We start from the raw sequence: 20,734 nt of genomic DNA, 5'->3' as shown, positions 1-20,734 counted from the left end.
CAATAATGGGAGAATATATAATTTGATCTTGCTCATGCTGCCTTTAATAAATTATTTCATCAATTTTTACCGGGCCCAACAAGCCGGATGATTCCAATGAAGCCTTTGCATCCGGACTGTAATTTGCCGATGTTTTTCGCTGATCTTTGGGCAGCCGCTGATCACCTACCAATCGGTTTGCCCAGGTATTAACCACTTTTATTTCAATTTTATTTTCGCCCGGCTTTAGCGCTTTTGTAATATCCAGCCGGTAAGGCGGGGTCCATGCGCCGCCTACATCTATGCCGTTTACCTTCACTTTGGCAATTGCCCGGGCAAGGCCAAGGTCGATAAAATAATTTGCACCCTTTGTTACCTGCTCCACTTTAAAGGTATTATGGTAATAGGCAGTGCCCGAATAATATTTGATGCTGTCGTTTGCATTTACCGTCCAATCCGTCAGCGTATTAAAAACCACCGGGTTTGCAGGCCCGCGCCGCGCTTTATCAAAGTTTACCGTCCAGGGTTGTGTAATGGCTGTGGTATGTACAGGCGAAGGGTAATTGGCTTTTTTTGTATTACTTGTCGCCACATTGTTTCTAAAGATCACGAAGGCACTTTCAAAAGGCTCCAGCTGCATATTGATTTGGGTTGTACCTGCATGCTGCGTGTACACCGGCAGGTTGCGCATGGCACCGGTTACCGCATCCCACAGCTCGGGGATTTTGCCCGTGATACGAAAAGCGGTAGAAAATTTTACCGGGGTATCCTTTTGGTTGGAGATAAAATAGATGGCCCCTTCGTTTAGCTTGCGGTGGATAAACAGTACTGGTTCGCTGCCGGAAATTTTCAGATCCGGTTTCACCTTAATCAGGTCCAGCGTTTGTTGCAGATCAATTCCATTAATTACCATCCCTTTTCCGTAGTGATGAACTTTATTCCTGGTACCATCAACATTACCCCAAAGTTCGGCGGCAATGCTTTTTACCTGCTCGTCTGCTGCCGGATAACCGGCCAAACTTGGCGAGCGCTCCGGCTTTGGACCAAGAACAACAGCGCCTTGTTTTACCAGTTCTTTTATCTTAACAAGCAGTTCCGGGCGAATGGTTTGCAGTTTGGGCAGTACCAGTACGCTATAGCTAATGCCGTTTGGTAAAACAAGCTTGCCATTTTTTACGGTTAGCCGCTGTTTAATCACATCACCGTTAATATAATCGAAAGCGTAACCCTGCGGCAATGCCGGGTCCGTCACCCCGATCATCTTTGGTGCATCCTCGCCAATAAAATAAGCAACATCGGCCACATACTGCCCCTGCTGCAGCATCATATTACTGCGTTTAATGTATTTGAGAAACACATCCATATCATAAAACCAGGTGTTGAGCCGGTTAAACTCTACTCCAAACCAGGCGTTAAAGCCCGGTATGGCATCATCATTTGGCTGCTGGACATATACATGCATCAGGGTATTGTTAATACCTTCGGTAAAAAACCTGTCCCCGCGTTTTTTAAACATGGCCGGGTACCGCCTGAACTCCGCACCTGCAGCGGTAAATGATTCTGCGGAAACCTTTGTTTTACCGTAGATATGGGCCGAAGACGATGCAGCCCGGTTTTCTATATCGCCCAGGTCACCCTCGCTCCAAAACTCGCCGCCAACCTCGTCCGACTGGCCGCCGTATTGCAAAAACTCGCCCGGGAACCCCCAGTGACCATAGTTTTCCAGCCAGGTAGTAAGGCCGTATTTGTGGCTGATCTCCCGGAGCCCGCCTACGTATTTAAACGAAACATCATCAGCAATTAAGCGCCTCAAATCCCAAAGAAACCTGTCGGATTGATCTTCGCTGCCAATCACAGTCCCTTGCAAAACGGGGATGTAAGGTGTTGGATCGTAGTTGTATTTTTGTTTGAATTCCGCTATCAGGTCGTCGGTCCAGTTTTGGCCGCCGGTTTCGTAACTGTCCTCCACGGTTACTTTCCATGATTGCCTGTCCGCCGCAGGAATCCGCCTGATCACTTCGCCTAAAAAAGCTTCAAAATGCGCCGCGATATGCTGCTTGCTCATTTTATCCGCCTCTAAGCCTGTCCCTTCCGGCGGGGCGGGGCTGTTGGTTGCCGTGGTTGGCGTCATGCCGGTGCGCTCAACCATCCAGTTACCGGCAGGCACGTTCCATTTAAGGGTACCGTCAGCAGTCATGAAATGAGAGATATCCATAACTTTTGCCGGGTTGATATAAAAGGACGAAGGCTCATCGGGTTGCTGCGGCCATTGGTAAGCATCCCAAAAAGGGTGCGGATTGGGCCACATTTTAGCCAGTGTTTTTTCGTCGTAATTTTCTACTACCGGTGTACCGGAGAATTTGAGTTCGGTAATTCCGCAATCGTTAGATATGGTAGTAAATACTACCCGGAAGTTTTTCGCCGTGGTAAGTGGCAGCGAGATGGCAGCAGGCGGAAAAGGTACAAAACCGGTATTAATGGCCGGGTTGCTGCGGTCAATTTTAAACTTTCTAAGGGTAACGAAATTATCGTTCACATTTACCTGGATCTCGCCTGCCAACCGAACAGGCTGCTGGGTGGTGGTAAGTGTTAAGCTGCGGACCGTATAAGCCTCTTTTAAGTTAGCGGCTACTGAAAACTGCTGGCCGCCTTTTAAATGAACGGCAGTCTTAGGATCGTGGTCCATTAGGTTACGCAGCGAATCAACATCCGGCGTAGCAGAAAGTACTACTTTTTGCCTGCTGATATCATCACCGTAGCCTGGTGCAACCGGGTAGGCCAAAACTTTTACATCCTGGAACAATTCCTTTGGCTTAAGCAACTGTCCGTTGAATAATGCCGGGCCTTTCAGCATTTGTTTAGATGAGGTAAGGTAGCGCATGGACTGCTCCGGTTTAACCCAGGGCCCACCCGACTGGCTCCAGCCGGGGCTATTGAAAAGCCCGATCTGGATATTCAGCCTGGTGGCAGTTTTAAGGGCGGTATGCAGAATATCCCACCACTCGTCCGAAAACATTTTAATCTTGCCTTGAGGGACGTTATCCAAACCGATATTACCAATAAAGGCACGGTTGATACCCACTTTTTTCATGGCCTCCAGATCTTTGATCACCCCTTCTTTAGAAATATTGCCGGAGATCCAATACCAGTAAATACTGGTTTGAACGGAGTCGGGAATGTTTACAAAGCCTGATTCGATAGCGCGAAAGTTGGCAGGTAATCCCTGCTTAACGTTTGGTTTTACCTGGCAGAAGGAAGCCCCGCACACCGCTGTAAAAAGAAAAATCACGACAGCTTTTTTTAGCAAAAGGGAAGTGAGCAGATGATTAAAAATAGGGTTGCGGTATATTTTCTCCATGTGGTTTACAAATCTTTTTGCCAGTAGCTGATCCGGCCGGCACAATTCCGGATAGCGGACATGACCCAGGATCTTCAGGCAACAATTTAGATGGCTTATTATTGGTACTGTAATACGCAAGAATACCTGATGAAATTGGCATTGGCAACCTGTGCTGTGCTGACCGGGGAAGGGCGTTAGGTTTTGCAGGAAAGCTAGTGGAAAAACTTAGGAGTTAAATAAAAAACGGTATCTATAAAATAAAGTATTCCATGATAAGACAATACATTTTCATCATGAAGATCCTCTAAAATCAAGCCGATTTCAGGATGGCTGTAATCATTGTTTCGCGTGTGCTTAAACCCGTTATAAATTAGGAAATTTTTCAATTGTTCCTGATTTACGACTTCATCTGAAATAATAAATTCCTGTTGAACAATTGCCTGCAACACATCATCAATTATTTGAAAACCAATAAAATGGTAAGCAGTTGTTTTAAAAAAATAGTTATGAATCAAAAGACTATTAAAATAGTCGAGCCAGGTTTCGTAGAAAATACGCTGATTAGTCTTTAAAACGGTAGCATCGTCGTATCTGTAGACCTTTTGCTCTGCCCCCTCGCCGAGAAAATTAGCAGTTATTACAGGAAGGGTATAGTAAAGCCCTTCTTTTTCAGCAAAAGCTAAGAGTGCTGCTGCTTCTTGATATTTGAATTGCTTCGATGTTTCACTTGACACACTTGTTTGCGCATATCTTCTAAGGAAAGTTTGGGCTTTTTTGAGTTGGCTATCCTCGCCAACCGGTCCATCTCCGAAAATGATATTTTGTAATTCATCTTTTGTCTTTTTCATTAAACATACAAACAAATATACGGTTTTCACTAAATTCTTACTTATTATATAGACGCTCTCCGCGTGTAGTAAAACGGCACCTCTACATGCCCTTTCGATTTCCCTAACACCATGCCGGCAGCTATATTTCCCATGTATTTGAAATCCGTTGATATGGTGGTGATGCCATTCAACAAAACTTTTTTCACAGGAGTTTCATTGTAGGAAATTACGCCAACTTCCTTGCCGACTTTAAGTTTAAGCTCCATCGTTCTTTCCAGCAGGATCACCAGGTCGTCTTCCATCAGGCTGATAAAAACCTCGCCTTTTTTTAAGGGGGCGGTACTGATATCGTTGATCACCTCATGATTGAAGGCATACTGCTGGCAAAAGTGCTGGAACCCTTTAATGATCTCTACCGGGAAGTAGGTTTGATCGGGAAAGATGAGTTTAATGGTATCGTATTTACTCAACGGTTCCTTTGCCTGGCTTAGCGCCCCGTAAATATCCTTTTCAAAATTCTCGTACACCACGCTATATTCGCCACTGATGCCCGGGATGTTTTTATCCAGCAAGATCAGTTTATCCTTCGGGATGGTATTGATGATCTCGTTGGCATTTTCTCCGCCATCGATGAAATGAGGAATAATTACGTAATGCGAATAGTCTTCTTTTTTGGATTGGAGCAGCTTTTTAAACAGCTTAAAATCGTTGTTGTAGATATAAAAATCTATCGCAACATCATCTCCCAGCGCCTGCACCATGGCGTCGTAAATGATCTTTTTATGCGGACTAAGCTTATTGAACAGTAAAAACACTTTTAGCTTTTGGCGAAAGTCCATATTGGAAATGCAGTAGCCCTTACCTGGAAAGGAGTTGACAACGCCAATCTTTTTTAAGTGCTTATAGCTTTTCTGGATGGTATCACGGGAAATATCAAACTGGTAACTCAACTCGTTGATGGAGGGGAGCAGGTAATCCTTTTGAATAACGGCAGCCTCGATGGCATTAACGATAGAATTGGCCAGCTGCAAATATTTTGGTGTTGCAGAGTATTCATCTATCTTAATAAAATCGTAAAAGGTTAACTTTTTCAAATTTAGCTGGCTTGATGTAACCGTAAATGTAATGATCCAAAACTACTAACAAATGCCGGTGGCTAAAATGGCCCGTGAAATGGCATTTCCCGTTGTTCCAAAAAGGTGTTCCAAGATGCTTCGTAAGAAAAATCAAATTCTCTATAAAACATTGAAAATCAAATGTTTATTTAATCTACCTAAAGATCAGGGATGTTCCAATCTGTTCCAACACAGCCCTGCAAATATCTGATATACAGTTAAATAACAAATACAGGTGTTCCACACTACAAAATGGAACAAACGCAATTTAGGCGCTCACAACGTAGCCGGATGATGGCCGGAGTAGTACTTCAATTCGATGATATCGGCAGGCAGCGGCTTGCTGTTCCAGCTTTTGTGAATGGCAATGGCCGTACCTATAGCAGTTGCCTGTGCCATTGAGGCTGCAAATACTTCCAGTTGCGGGTATGCTCTTGCCAGCAGGTTCATATAGATCCTGTTTTTACTAAAACCACCGTCCACAAAGATGCGGTGGATCTGGTTACCGCCCAGGATCAGATTCGTGGCTTGCACCTGCTGATCCATAATATCCGCCACCAGCTGGTGATAGGCCTCTTTGTAATCCACAAAAAAACTCAGTTCACGCGCTGCAAATGCAGATTGGTGCCGTGTAAATGGCAAGTGCGCGATAGCTCCGTTATTTTGCAGCTGACTGATGATACCCGGATCATATTCCACATGCTTTAGTTCTGCTGTTTTGATCTGGAAATGCCGGGCAATACGCTTTATTTGTAACTCATGCTCGTTACCTGCAAAAAGCCGGGATGCCTTTACCGGCTCCCCTTTAAACTGAATATACTGAAGGCAATCGTTTTCCAGTTCCTCATCGGTAACCGGGGAGTTATTAAAAGGATTGAGGCTGATACACCAGGTACCCGTACTGATCAGTACAAAAGGCTCCGTAAAATTAACAAGGTAAGGAATCAGTGCAGCAGAACTATCATGCAAACCGATGCCTACCACATAATCATAACCGGGTTCCTTGCCTTGCATGACAAAATCGGCATTGGTGATCGGCGCAAATTTGCTAATGAGCGCTTCAGCGTAAACCCAATCATGGTAATCTTTTTTGGCAAAATCCCAAAGCCCGGTATGGCAGCCAACGCTTGTAAGATCGGTACAAGCTCTGCCTGTAAGCAGGTAGCTCATATACTGCGGCAAATGCAGGCTATATTTTATCTCGCTGAAAACGTCTGGCTTTTGGTATTTGAGCCGGTACAATTGCATACACGAGTTTAGATTACCCAATACCGGCGATGACGTTTCGCGTGCAAGTTTCGTCTCACCTCCATAGGTTTGGTAAAACTGTTCTTTCAAATCTGCAGGATATTCCTTCAGATAATTATACAGCGGCGCTACAGCATTTCCGCTTTCGCCGATGTGCACAAAACTTGCCCCATAAGTGGAAAAATTGATCGCCCTGATGTTGAATTCTACTAATTTAAAGACCTCACGCAGCGAATCAAAAACTGATAGGCGCAGGCTATCCAGGTTTTCACAAGGGTCGCCGTCTTCGTCTACGGTTTCGTTAAAGCGCGCCGAACGTTCATAAACGATCCTGTAGTGTTCATCGAACAGGAAAAGCTTCTTGTTGGTTTTGCCTACATCAAAAATGGCGATAACAGGTACAGGCTGCATATTCGTTATAGTCCTGTTGCCACTGTTTTTAAACCACGGTCGTTGATCAGTTGCTCCCGTACCTTCAAGTTGCGATAAGCCTCAATCGGGCTGATAGCGCCGCCAATTCGTAAACTTGCTTCTGATACCAGGGCACGTACGTCGGTGCGATAGGCCTGCTGTAAAATCTCCTGTGCCAGGGCTACGTCGTTGTTCTGCTGTGCAATTTGCAAAGCAGGCTTATCAACCAACAACGCCTGTGCATAGGCGATCTTAATCGCCTGGACGGATTGTAGCAGATCCTCTATAGGGTCCTTGACATTATGCGATGCATCGATCATCCAGCCAATGGATGTGGCGTGATCCATGCCCCGTGCATCCATCCCTTCCACCAGTTCATTGAAGATCAGGAAAAGCTGATAAGGATTGATACTCCCCACAGTCAAATCGTCGTCTCCGTATTTAGAATCGTTGAAATGGAAACCGGCCAGCTTGCCCTCCATCAATAAAATGGACACGATCTGTTCGATATTGGTGCCCTGCAAGTGGTGACCTAAATCTACCAGCGTGCTTGCCTTTGCTCCTAATTTGTTAGCCAGCAAAAAAGATTGCCCCCAATCGCCAATTGTTGTGGAATAAAAATTTGGTTCGTAAGGTTTATATTCTACCCAAATCTTCCAATCGTCGGGCAGGGCGGTGTAAATCTCCTGCAAACTCTCCAATGTGTTTTGGAAAGCCGTGCGGAAATTCAATTGCCCCGGAAAATTTGACCCATCCGACAGCCAGACTGACAGTGCTTTTGAATCGAGTTGTTTGCCGTATTTAATCACTTCTATATTGTGTTCAACAGCTTGCCTGCGAACCCCTTTATCCACATGATGCAGCGAGCCAAACTTGTAGCTCAATTCCTGTTCTTTCTGATCCTGGAAAGTGTTGGAATTAACGGCATCAAAGCGTAAACCCAATTGCGACGCCAGCGCTTTTATCGCGGGCGCATTATCCGGGATATCCCAGGGGATATGCAGCGATATGGAATTACTGGATTTGTTCAGCGCATGAATAACACCCACATCTTCAATTTTCTCCTCCAGGCTGCGCGGCTCGCCGCCGCCAGAAAACCTGCCGAAACGCGTGCCGCCGGTACCCAAAGCCCAGCTTGGTATGGCAACATTGAAAGCACTCAGCTTTTCTAAGATCCCATCAAGATTATCAATCTCGCCGGCAACAAAATCGAATTGTCGCTGGTGTTTTTTTATCTGCTGCTGATTGAGGTCATCAATAGCATTCTTCTCTATCTGCATATTGGTTTATTACTTGGTAAAATGAGTATGTTGACCCAGCTCATTTAAAATTTATCGTACAAAAGCTGCCGCAACGCCGCCATCCACATTCAGCACATTTCCGGTTGATTTATTGAGCAACCCTCCTGCAAATGCAAAACAGGCATTAGCGATATCGGCGGGTAAAATAGTTTCGTTCAATAAAGTCCGCTTAGCATAATATGCGGGTAACTCTGCTACTGTAATCCCATAAGCTTTCGCACGGCCTTCGGCCCATCCGCCAGCCCAGATATTACTGTCGCTTATTACCGCATCGGGATTTACCACATTTACGCGGATCCCGTCGGCACCCAGCTCAGCAGCGTTTAACCGGCTAAGGTGTAATTGCGCTGCTTTAGCGCTGCCGTAACCCGCATTATTTGGTCCGCTTACCAATGCGTTCTTACTTACAATATTGATGATATCTCCGCCAATGGCTTGCTTTTGCATTACGGCAACCGCAGCCTGTGTTACCAAAAACTGGCCCTTAACCAGCACATCATACAACAGGTCCCAATCTTTTTCAGTATGCCCGGCGATGGTTTTTGAGATAGACAATCCCGCATTGTTTACGATCAGATCCACCCCTCCAAAAGCCAGTATCGCGGTGGCAATAGCGTCTGCAATTTGGTCGCCTTTAGTAACATCCAGCAAAGCAGTAGTATAAACATCCTTGCCATAAAGCTTTTCAAACTCCTCGCCGGCTTCAGCCAGGCGGTCGGCATTCATATCATTCAATACGACTACGGCACCCTCATCGGCAAACTTTTTAGCAATGGCTTTACCAATTCCGCCGGCACTACCGGTAACTAAAGCAATCCGGCCTGATAAGGCTTTCGCTTTTGGCATGCGCTGTAGTTTAGCCTCTTCCAGCAACCAATACTCTATATCGAAAGCTTCCTGCCTCGGCAAAGAGGTATATTCAGAAATAGCCTCCGCCCCCTTCATTACGTTAATGGCGTTGGTGTAAAACTCGGCTGCAACACGCGCGGTTTGCTTATCCTTTGCAAACGTAAACATGCCTACACCGGGGAATAATATAACCACCGGGTTAGCATCCCTTATAGCCGGGCTGTTAGGGTGTTTGCAAGTATCATAATAATCCCCGTACATTTTTCGATATGCTTCAAATGCCGGACTAAGTTTTTCTTTTACAGCATCTACATCCGAAAGATCGTCACCTGCACCTAGTTCCAATACCAGCGGACTGATCTTTGTACGTAAAAAGTGATCCGGGCAGCTGGTGCCCAGCGGGGCTAACCTGTCCAGATCGTTAGAATTGATAAATTCTAATACGCGCGCATCATCCGTAAAATGGCCGATCATTTGCGTTTTTGATGAACAGAAACCACGCAGTATCGGCGCCAGAGCTACGGCTTGCTTTTCACGCGCATCTTTTGGTAAGCTATCTATTTTCTTATCGCCGAACGCCGCACCTTTCTTGAGGTAGCTTTCTTCTAAATATTCGGCACATTTCTCAATTACTTCAAGCGTGTTGATATAGCTTTCATAAGCCGTATTGCCCCAGGTAAATAAACCGTGCGAACCCAGCATAATACCACGGATGCCGGGATTTTCATCAAGGCACTGTTTAAGCTGAAGGCCCAGGTCAAAACCAGGCCTTTGCCAGCCTACCCACCCAATTGTTCCACCAAACAGATCTTTAGTGATCTGCTCCCCATCTTTTGCTGCCGCGATAGCAATGGCTGCATCGGGATGCAGGTGATCAATATGTTTAAAAGGAAGAAAGCCATGCAGCGGGGTATCTATAGATGGTGCTTTTGAATTTAAATCGAAGATACTGTGGTTGAAAAGCGCTACCATTTCATCTTCATGCGCTATGCCGCGATACACATTTGTCAGACTGCGCAGGCGATCAACATAAAGTGCTGCCAGCCCGCTTTTCTTTAACGTACCGATGTCGCCACCAGAACCTTTGATCCACATTACCTCTACTTCTTTGCCAGTTAGCGGATCCTTATCCATCACCTTACAAGAGGTGTTGCCACCGCCATAATTAGTTAAACGCAGATCGGCCCCCAGAAGGTTGGAACGGTAGATGAGCAGGGCTACTTCATCCCCGGCTAACTCGGCGGCGCGGGCATCATCCCACAGGTAACTTACATGCTTAAATTGTGTATTGCTGACAGACATATACTTGTATTTTGTATTGTTAAATGATTATTGACAGATCTCGGAAATTGTTGGGCTAAAGTAAATAACAACTGTTTTTAAACTGTTATGTACTGTGTTGATTAGCCGTTATATATTGTACTATGGCTTGATAGAATTGCCATAACCAACAACCAGTACGGAAACAATAATGGTTAAAATGCCACATACCAAAGCGGTAATACCCTTTTTACTTACGCCTTTCCATTCCTTTAAAAACAAGCCCCACATGTTAGCTACCAATATAATAAAGGCCATATGCAGAATCCAGGAACTCGGTCCGTTACCTAAACGGCTCTCCCCCATTCCGTAAAAAAAGAACTGTAAAAACCACGTGGTACCAGCCAGTGCACAAAAGATATAATTAGCCTTTAGCGGGGTGGCCTTATTGGTGTAATCACCAAAGGTTTTGTTTCTGGCGTTCAGTAGCATGCACCAGATAAAATTAGTCGTAAGCCCGCCCCAAAGTATGACGATGTACGTTACGTTATTCTGATAAAGAAACTCGCCGCCACCCGGATGCAGCGCTTTCCAGGCCGTGTTGGCTTCATTAGCCATACTTTTCCCTGCATCTATACCGAAGGCAAAGCAAGCGCTTAACACCCCCGATATGATAGCCACAAAAAGGCCAAGGCCAAATTTGTATTCAGTATTATTGGCTGATACCTCCCTGTCTTTTGATAATTCACGTTCCTTTACCGTACCTGCGTATCCGCAAATAACAATCCCCAATACGCAAACGGCTATACCAATCAGTACCATTTGCCCCCAGGGACTGGTTAGTAAAACAGTTAAAGAATCCTTGCCTTTGGCCGGGTAAAAATCATAATAAACAGAGGGGATCAGCGCACCGAAGATGGAACATAAGCCCAGAATAATTGAACTACCTAAGGCTACGCCGAGGTATCTAACACCAAGGCCATAGGTTAATCCGCCTATGCCCCAAAGCACCCCGAAAAAATAGGTGACCAACAAAATGTGCCCGTTAGTTTGTTTGATGATTTCCGCAAAACCGGGAATGGTTAACCATGCAGCGATAGGCGGCACAATTAACCAGGAGAAAATACCGCCTACAATCCAAAAACTCTCCCAGGACCAGCCTTTTACTTTTTTATAAGGAATATAAAAACTACCCGACGAGAATCCACCGATAAAATGGAAAATAATCCCAAAGATTGCTTGCATGAAAAATAGGTTAATTGGTAAATAACCCTGCTAATTTAAATAACCCCTTTTTAACAACTGTTATGCACTGTTATGTTTCGCTGGTAGCTGTCGAGCCTTTATTTAATTCGTCCGCTTAAAGATATTGGCGAAGTACAATTAATTAGCATAATATAGCTCACCCGTAAATTGATTTAGCTAATTTCCGCCCCAATAATCAAGGGCCTGATTCGAAGACGCTATAAGAGATAAATCCGACCAGATACTTTACAGCAATTACTATTATGCAGCATTTAAAAGCAATCGTTTTATTACACATATTAATCTGTGTATTCCCGTTTACCCTTCTGGCCCAACACAATAACGGGGCGGTTATCCCGGGAGATTTTGCGGATCCTTCAATTATCAAAGCAGGTAATAAATATTTCGCGGTTGGCACTTCCTCCGAGTGGGCGCCGCATTTCCCACTATACCAATCGTCCGATCTGAAGCACTGGCGGCAAAGCGGCTATGTGTTTAATAAAACACCAGAGTGGGCATCCGGTTCGTTCTGGGCACCTGAGTATTACAAGATTAAGGACACTTACTACATCTACTATACAGCGCGCCGAAAAACTGATAATAAATCGTACATAGGGGTTGCCACTTCAAAGTATCCCGACAAAGCATTTACCGACCATGGGGTGTTGGTGGCATTTGGCAGTGAGGCTATAGACGCCTTTATTTTTAACGATAACGGGCAATTGTATATCACCTTTAAGGCCTACGGTTTGGATAACCGGCCAATTGAGATCCTTGGCAGCAAGCTATCTGCAGATGGGCTTAAGTTAGAAGGCCAGCCGTTTTCATTACTAAAAGATGAGCAGCGGATAGGCATGGAAGGGCAAAGTTTCCTGAAAAAAGATGGCTTTTACTACCTGTTCTATTCGGCCGGGAATTGCTGCGGCGGCAATTGTGGCTATAATGTGAGGGTGGCGCGCTCAAGAAGTTTCAAAGGCCCTTACACATACTATTCGGCTAACCCTATCCTATCTGAAAATGAAAAATGGAAATGTATGGGCCATGGCACTTTTATTAAGGGGCCAACCGGGGCCGATATGTATCTGCATCATGCCTATAACCGGGAAAGCACAGTATTCACCGGTCGGCAGGGCTTAATATCAGAACTGGTACGGCCAACAAAAGAAGGCTGGCCTTTATTTAAAACGCAGCAAATAACAGGTGACGAGCCTGCTGATATCAATGAAAGTTTCAACGGGCAATTGCCGGCTAACTTTTGGCAATGGGATTTCCGGAACGCAGCACCGGCAATAAGTCAGCATAAGGGTATTTTACATTTATCGGGAACTGTTAAACCCGGCAATGAAACCGGTATCGTATTAACCGCGAGGCCGGTATCGGGTAATTTATCAATCGCAACTACAGTGGTAAATCATAACAATGCCCTCAAAGGTCTGTGTTTATATGGCGATGCCACTATAGCAGTGGGCATAGGTGTCCAAAACAACCAAATAACGCTTTGGGAAGTTACAGCTAATAAATATTCATCCTTAAAAAAGGTACCCGCAAATGATAAATTACCGGTTCAACTTAAGCTGGAATTAGTTGGTACAAAAACATGTGTGTTCTATTATCGGCAAGGGACAAGTAAGTGGAAACAGTTAAAAACTGATACCGCCCTAAAAACCGACCTTCTACCCCAATGGGATCGCAGCCCAAGAGCCGGCTTACATTTTAATGGCGATGATAAGCTCGATGCACAATTCTCAGATTTCCGAATGGTAAACCAGTAAACACTTATTAAGCTACAGAATTCCGAAACGCTCAAATTATACAAGTCTACCTATTGTCGCTCCTTTAGTGATAGCAATTGTACGGTAGCGACCTGCATCCCACCGCCGCTTCCCAATTCATCGGGAATGGTACCGGTAGGCTGAATTGCACACCTTTATCACTGATATATCCCATTCCAGCCGGCTAGTAGTTGCAAAAATGATTATTTGCACATTACCATCGTTTTATAAAGTGTTGCATTTCAAAGCCTAAAGGCCCGGTCGAAACCAAAAACGGGTTAGTAATCCATTCATTAAAATATAATGAGTGTTTTTTATACAATTAATTTTTTATTTTAGATTGTAATTGAAATATTACATTTAGATTAGTGCATTGAAACCAACGCGGCGAGCCGTGCAATTATAAACTTTTTCCCTGTTTTTGTTGATCCTTCAGTTGATGCAGGATTTAAAAACTGTTTAGAATTTTTTCCAAATGGCAGTCCTTAATATGCAAATTATTCTAAAAGATAAATTGGCTCAGGCAACAGATGACGCTTTGTTGCGGCAAATAAGCTGTGGCTGCAAGGAATCGTTCAATGCACTTTTCAATTTACACTGGGAGAAGGCATACGCAGATGCTTTTAAACGGATAGCCGACACAGATATAGCGAAAGATATTGTACAGGACGTATTTGTACACATATGGGTAAAACGGGAAACTTTGAAAATCCTGAATTTGCCGGCCTATTTGAACATTGCGATAAGAAACAAGGTTTTTAAACATCTGGAGAAACAGTCCAATCATATCCCGTTTTTTGACGCGCTGGAAAACATACCATCAGACTATTCAAATGGCGAAAGAAATCTTCTCACAAAGGAACTTACCAGTTTTTACGAAACATGGGTGAATAATTTACCGGATAAAGGGCAGAATATCTTTCGGCTGCATTATGAGCAAGATTTACCTACTAAAGATATTGCGGCCAAATTGGGCATCTCCCGTAAGACTGTTCAAAACCAACTACTTAAGGCGGTGAAGAAACTAAAAGTATCAATAACTCCCCTTTTTTCACTGCTCATTTTCTTATTTAATGTTGTATAAAAATAATTTAATGAGCGATGGGACTTTTGCGAAGTTACGGGTCATATTAAAAACAATTGATTAACTGCTTTCGATGGACAAAACGAAAATCCTGGAGTTGTTGCGAAAGCATCGTGACGGCACGGCAACGGCCGAGGAAAGAAGTTATTTAGTTAATCTCTACGAAATGTTTGCGTCTGAAACGGACGTCACAATATTATTATCAACCAACGAAAAAGAAGAGTTAAAGCAGAACATCCAAAAAGCAATCTGGGGGAAAATACAACAACAGGAACAAAAAAAAGATAATGGTGTGGTTGGCGCCGGTTACTGGCTTAAGGTAGCTGCTGTACTGTTATTTGTTTTTGCGGCAACCGGGGCGTTGTTTTACGCACGCGAGAAACATGCTCAAAATAACATTATAGGTGAAAATTTAATACAAAAATCTTCCAATATTTATATGGTATTGCCGGATGGAAGCAGCGTGATTTTAAGCCATGGCAGCAAACTGAATTACGCACCTGGGTTTGCTAAACGCGAAGTTTACTTGTCAGGGCAAGCGTATTTTGATATTAAACATGATGCCGCCCGTCCGTTTGTAGTACATACCGGGCACGTTTATACTACCGTTTTGGGCACTGCTTTTAACATCAAAGCACTGCCCGGCGACAAGGTAGTAACCATAACCGTTACAAGGGGAAAGGTAAAAGTCAATAATGAAAACAAACTGATAGGGGTAATTATACCAAACCAGCAAATCATTTACGATGAGCGCGTAGCAAGCGCAACAAAAACAAATACAACCGCAACTATTTTTACCGGTTGGACAACCAAAAACAACCTCTATTTAGAGGATGTTAGCGTTGCAGAAGCCGCCAGATTATTTGAGGAACGGTTTAAAGTGAAAATAGGATTTGGTGACGATAGTATTAAAAATAAACACTTTACTGCTTCTTTCGATAGCGTAACGAGCCTTGATCAGGCGCTTATAAGTACATGTGCTTTCAACGATGCAACCTATAGCTATAATAAAGAGCGGACACTAATAACTATTAAAGCGAAACCAATTAATTAAACCCTTAAATATGAAGAAAATTTATCTAAATCATCCAATCAGATCTATTCCGGAGCGCATTACTACAACGCTTTAGGATAAAAAACCCGCAGAATATTTCCCCAGGGGATGCTTATTCTACGGGCTTGTTTGGCCTTCGACTGCAATCGATTGCTTAACATGTGTTTTAAATTTTAAAATCAATTCAGGCATTAATAACTTAAAACGAACTAAATTATGATTTTTTCAGCAATTAATGCGCAGCCTTGGCATTTTGTCAAATTTGTGCTCAGGTTGTGCTTGCCACCTAATCCCAATTTTAAATTAATTATGAGAACAGGGATAATAGCTTTATTTGCTTTAATCACCTCAATACCAGTGCTCTCGGCCACTACAGCTAAGAGCCAGGTGCTTGAGAAGGTTGAAGTCAGCATCTCACTCAAAAACGAATCATTGGCGAAAGCCTTCCGGAAAATTGAAGCGCAAACACCGTTTCATTTTATGTACCGTAATGAAGACATTAAGGGCATTCGTAACTTGGAATTGGAGGCCAAAACCCAATCCGTAGCGGGATTATTAAAAACGATTCTCACGAACACCTCCCTTGTTTTCCAGCAAATAGACAACCAGATATTGATATCCAAAGCGGGTACCGACAATATCATGATGGAAAATCAGCCTGGATCCGTTACCGGTGCATTTAAGCAGGTAGCAACAGGCAGTATCAAAGGTATCGTTACCGACCAAAAAGGCAACACTTTGCCCGGGGTAACCGTTAGCCTTACCGGAGCCGCCTCAATGGCAAAAGTTACCGATTATATTGGGGCTTACAGTTTTACCAATTTGCCTGTGGGCAACTATACCATCAGCTTTACGTTTGTGGGATTCACTACCCTATCCAAACCCGTTGTAGTAGCTGATGGGCTTGTGGTAACTGCCAATGCCGTACTTACAGAAAGCACGAGTAATCTTGACGAGGTGGTGGTTGTGGGTTACGGTACGCAAAAGAAACGGGAAGTAACCAGCGCCATAACAACGGTAAATGCCGAACAGTTTAATAAAGGTAATATCAGCGACGTTGCTCAGTTACTACAGGGTAAGGTACCTGGTTTATCCATTGCACGCCCCGGAGGCGATCCAAATGGTGGCTTTGCAATCCGTTTAAGAGGGTTATCTACCTTAGGTGCAAATACACAGCCGCTGGTTGTGTTAGATGGGCAGGTAGGTGCGGATATTAACACAGTTGACCCTAATGATATCAAAAGTATCGACGTATTGAAAGATGGTTCTGCCGCTGCGATCTACGGCACACGTGGCTCTGCTGGTGTGATCATCATCACTACCAAATCGGGCAAAAAGGGTACCTCCAAATTCACCTACAACGTATCCGGAACCAGCGAAACACCTGCCAGATTTACTCAGCATATGAATGCTGACGAATTTAAGGCACTTGGTAAAGGAACCGATTTTGGCTCAAACACCGACTGGAACAAAGAGATCACCCGTACCGCTTATTCCCAGGTGCATAACCTTGGTTTCTCCGGCGGAGATGAACGCACAACTTATAATGCTTCCTTTAACTATCGTAATACTCAGGGTGTTGCAATCACTACAGGTTTTCAGCAACTTAACGGCCGCTTAAATATAAGCCACAAGGCACTGAACGATAAACTGGTATTTAATTTAAACATCAACACAACCAGCCGCAACTCTCAGTTTGGCTTCTCCGATGCCTTTAAATACGCTACCATTTTTAACCCGACAGCGCCTGTTTATTCAAAAGATCCGCTTTATGACCTTACCGGTGGCGGTTACTTTGAATCGAACTTTGTTGATTATTCTAACCCGGTTGCAATGCTAAAACAAAATACCAATGAAGCAACCAATAAGAAATTCAACATAGGGGGAACAGTAAGCTACGAGATATTCAAGAACCTGAAATTTTCAACTCAGTTCTACAAGCAAACCACCAGCAACTACCGCTCTATGTATTCGCCAACCGATGCCTTTATTTCAAGGGGATTTCCGTTAGGCAGCGGCTTTGGGCGGTCGGGTATTTCTGCCAAGTATGACGATGAAGCAGACAATATTTTGTACGAGAATACCTTATCATATGACAAAACGATAAAAAAATTCGAACTATCCGCTATTGCAGGCTATTCGTACCAGGACTTTAAATATACAGGCTTTGATGCACAGGGAGGTAATTTCGTAACCGATGCTTCCGGCCAGAATTTTGCCGCGGCCCTCGATTTTAAAAACGGAATCGGTGTTGTAGAGAGCTATAAGAATGAAAACAAACTGATCTCTTTCTTTGGCCGGGTAAAAGTAAATTATGACAACATTGCCTTTCTTTCTGCCAGTTTAAGGCGCGACGGTTCTACCGAGTTTGGAGAGAACAACAAATGGGGATTGTTCCCGGCAGTTAGCGCAGGTTTGGATGTTAGCAAAATGGTTGATATCTCTTTTGTTAGCAACTTAAAACTAAGGGGAAGCTTTGGTGTAACCGGTGCTTTGCCACCATTCCCCTACCTTTCATTAACCACCCTAAGCAATAGCGGCGGCACTTATTACGGGGGCAACAACAATTACTTCAGTACTTATGCTGGTACGCGTAACCCAAACCCCAATCTGAAATGGGAGAAAAAATTAGAAACGGATATTGGTTTGGATTTTACTTTGTTTGATTCGCGGCTAACCGGCTCTATAGATTACTTCAATCGTAAAACAAACGATTTGATCTTCAACGTAACCGTACCATCACCACCTGCACTATTTAATAATACCTGGTTAAATATTGGCGAACTAACCAATTCAGGTATTGAAGTGGCATTAAGTTACGAAGTGATCAGAGGTAAGAATTTCACATGGACAACCGGCGGTAACATTTCCAGCTACCACGTGGTATTAACGAAATTGATTGACCAATTGAAAGGCTCATATGTGGGTGCAACTAACCTGGGTACACCGGGCCAGGAGGCTACTCAGCTAACCCGGGCTGTTGAAGGGCAGCCAATTGGTATACTGTATGGGCCAAAATATGTTGGTGTAGATGCAAAAGGCGTTTACCAATATGACGATGGCAAAGGCGGCGTTACAGGCCTGGCAGATGCTCCTCGACAGGTAATTGGCAATGGCTTGCCTAAATTTGAATTTGGTATCACAAACAACTTTAAATACAAGCAGTTCGATCTCGGCTTCTTCCTCCGCTCGTCCATTGGCCACCAGTTGATTAACACTTTCCGGGCATTTTATGAAAACCCAAATGTGGCAACAAGTTACAACATCGTAAACACCAAGTACTTTAACCCGAATGTAACTGATGGCGCAGCATACAGCAGCTATGATGTAGAGAAAGCCTCTTTCCTGAAATTGGATAATGCTACCATCGGTTATACCTTCCCAATCGGCAGGTCTACCAAACCGGGGATGATAAGTAGTTTAAGGGTGTTTGTTTCAGGCCAAAACCTGTTTACCATTACCAACTACACCGGGGTTGATCCGGAAGTAAGGTATGCCGATTCGGGTAACGTACTGGCACCCGGTATCGACCGGCGGGAAACCTGGGTTTATACCCGTTCATTTACTTTGGGCGTAAACATCGGCTTTTAATAATATTAAGATTGTCAATTAAAAATATTAGTGAATTATGAAACATACATCATTAACCAAATTTGCAGTTCTTGCAGTTTTGTTTGTTGCCGCATCGTGCACCAAACTTGATGAGAACAAACTGCTTTATGACCAGGTTACCGAAGCAAACTTCTACCAAACCGATAAGCAACTGGCATCTGCAGTTGGAGCAGCATATTCTACTATATACGGCTATAATGGCGCATTTTTTAACCTCAACGAAGTTACCACCGATGAGGTTGTAGTGCCCACACGCGGTGCAGACTGGGGTGACGGCGGCCACTGGGTGCGTTTAAAAACACATAAAACCAACAGTACCGATTCGCAGCCCGCCAACGGCTGGAACCTTGGTTTTGGTGGTGTAACCACCTGTAACAAATTACTTGCAGCCCTTGCGGTTAGCAAATCGCCAACAGCAATTACCTACGTAGCCGAACTAAAGGCGCTGCGCGCAATTTATTACTATTGGCTGCTAGACCTTTTTGGTAACGTGCCCATCACCACGGATTTTTCGGAAACTGCCCCGCCAGCTACAAAACCCCGTGCTGAAGTATATGCGTTTATTGAAAAAGAATTGCTTGAGAATATAGGAAAATTGCCAAAGATTGGCCCTGGAGATGGCCCCTATTATGGCCGTGTTACTTATTATGTTGCACAAGCCACGCTTGCCAAATTGTATTTAAACGCACAAACCTATACCGGGGCGCCACAGTATGATAAAGCCTTGGCGGCTTGCGATACGATCATTAATTCGGGTAAGTACCAGTTGATGAACAACTACGCAGACCTTTTTTCGCGCAATAATGCTGGCTCTACCGAATCGATCTGGGCAATACCTTTCGATGGCGTAAAAGCAAAAGGCTTTAATATGAATATGGAAACCCTGCATCTGCAAAGCCAAAACACCTACCAAATGAACAACCAGCCATGGAACGGTTTCGCTTCGGTACAGGAATTCTATCAATCCTATATCGATCCGGCACAAAACCCTGGCCCGCAGGGAACAGTAGTAGGCTTAGATCCGAAAGGAACCCCAACAACCGGTACAGTAGATAAAAGGATGCTGAATAATTTCCTTGTTGGGCCGCAGTACCAAGCCGATGGCGTTACAGCCTTAACGGATGGTGGTGCAGATAAAACCGACCCGGATGGTGAAGCGATCACTCTGACACCCTATATCAACGAGCTGCAACCGAATGCCTGGAGACAATCGGGCGCTCGTATTGGCAAATGGCAGTTCTACAAAGGCATGTTAACCGATTTGGATAACGATTTGGCCATTTACCGTTATGCCGACATTTTAATGATGAAAGCCGAATTAATTGCCCGCAAAAGTGGCAACTGGAATGATCCGGTGACGTTAGCATTGGTGAACCAGATACGTACCGTGCATGGGGGAGTTTCGCCTATGCCTGCCTTAACAGCCGAAACATTCCTAGCCGAACGCGGCCGCGAAATGTTTGCCGAAAGTTACCGGAGGCAGGACATGCTGCGCTTTGGTACGTATAATAATAAATACCGTTTCCATGAGGCAGACGCAAGTACAAATGTTAATATTTTCCCGATACCCGAGCCGCAGATCAACGCAAATCCCAATCTGAAGCAAAATCCGGGTTATTAATTGATAGTATAGT

Annotated in this window: 12 protein-coding genes; 5 read left to right on the top strand and 7 right to left on the bottom strand. The window is 44.2% G+C overall.

The annotated features are described in order from the left end of the window. Positions 1–43 precede the first annotated feature (43 nt). From A0256_07430 to A0256_07400, 7 genes are all read right to left on the bottom strand, one after another. A complete protein-coding gene (locus A0256_07430) occupies positions 44–3,268 on the bottom strand; it encodes a glycoside hydrolase family 2 (GenBank protein ID AMR34463.1) in 3,225 nt (1,074 codons plus the stop codon). Between the two features lie 263 nt (positions 3,269–3,531). After that, positions 3,532–4,167: a hypothetical protein gene (locus A0256_07425; protein AMR31268.1), complete on the bottom strand. Its 636-nt coding sequence runs from the start codon at positions 4,165–4,167 to the stop codon at positions 3,532–3,534. A 44-nt stretch (positions 4,168–4,211) separates the two neighbouring features. Beyond that, positions 4,212–5,243, bottom strand: a complete 1,032-nt coding sequence (locus A0256_07420) for a transcriptional regulator (protein AMR31267.1) — start codon at positions 5,241–5,243, stop codon at positions 4,212–4,214. Positions 5,244–5,540: 297 nt separating this feature from the next. Then, positions 5,541–6,923, bottom strand: a complete 1,383-nt coding sequence (locus tag A0256_07415) for a carbohydrate kinase (protein ID AMR31266.1) — start codon at positions 6,921–6,923, stop codon at positions 5,541–5,543. Between the two features lie 5 nt (positions 6,924–6,928). Further along, the gene (locus tag A0256_07410) at positions 6,929–8,203 is read right to left on the bottom strand and encodes a sugar isomerase (protein AMR31265.1); all 1,275 of its coding nucleotides are present in this window, start codon (positions 8,201–8,203) and stop codon (positions 6,929–6,931) included. Positions 8,204–8,254: 51 nt separating this feature from the next. Beyond that, positions 8,255–10,375 carry a short-chain dehydrogenase gene (locus tag A0256_07405; protein ID AMR31264.1) on the bottom strand — a complete coding sequence of 707 codons (2,121 nt, stop codon included), beginning with the start codon at positions 10,373–10,375 and terminating at the stop codon, positions 8,255–8,257. 120 nt (positions 10,376–10,495) lie between these two features. Beyond that, positions 10,496–11,578, bottom strand: a complete 1,083-nt coding sequence (locus A0256_07400; GenBank protein AMR31263.1) for a sugar:proton symporter — start codon at positions 11,576–11,578, stop codon at positions 10,496–10,498. Between the two features lie 260 nt (positions 11,579–11,838). Here A0256_07400 and A0256_07395 point away from each other — a divergent pair, with 260 nt between their 5' ends. The 5 genes from A0256_07395 (at position 11,839) to A0256_07375 (ending at position 20,721) form a co-directional block, all read left to right on the top strand. Beyond that, a complete protein-coding gene (locus A0256_07395) occupies positions 11,839–13,350 on the top strand; it encodes a beta-xylosidase (protein ID AMR31262.1) in 1,512 nt (503 codons plus the stop codon). Between the two features lie 475 nt (positions 13,351–13,825). Further along, positions 13,826–14,434: a hypothetical protein gene (locus A0256_07390; GenBank protein ID AMR31261.1), complete on the top strand. Its 609-nt coding sequence runs from the start codon at positions 13,826–13,828 to the stop codon at positions 14,432–14,434. Between the two features lie 73 nt (positions 14,435–14,507). Then, positions 14,508–15,488 carry a hypothetical protein gene (locus A0256_07385; protein ID AMR31260.1) on the top strand — a complete coding sequence of 327 codons (981 nt, stop codon included), beginning with the start codon at positions 14,508–14,510 and terminating at the stop codon, positions 15,486–15,488. Between the two features lie 216 nt (positions 15,489–15,704). Continuing rightward, positions 15,705–19,079: a hypothetical protein gene (locus tag A0256_07380; protein AMR31259.1), complete on the top strand. Its 3,375-nt coding sequence runs from the start codon at positions 15,705–15,707 to the stop codon at positions 19,077–19,079. A gap of 37 nt (positions 19,080–19,116) precedes the next feature. Continuing rightward, positions 19,117–20,721, top strand: a complete 1,605-nt coding sequence (locus A0256_07375) for a hypothetical protein (protein AMR31258.1) — start codon at positions 19,117–19,119, stop codon at positions 20,719–20,721. The last annotated feature ends 13 nt before the right edge of the window (positions 20,722–20,734 follow it).

Origin of the sequence: Mucilaginibacter sp. PAMC 26640 (assembly GCA_001596135.1) — a bacterium.
Lineage (GTDB): Bacteria > Bacteroidota > Bacteroidia > Sphingobacteriales > Sphingobacteriaceae > Mucilaginibacter.
The sequence above is the reverse complement of the archived record's forward strand: the minus strand, read 5'-3'. Positions and strand labels throughout refer to the sequence as shown.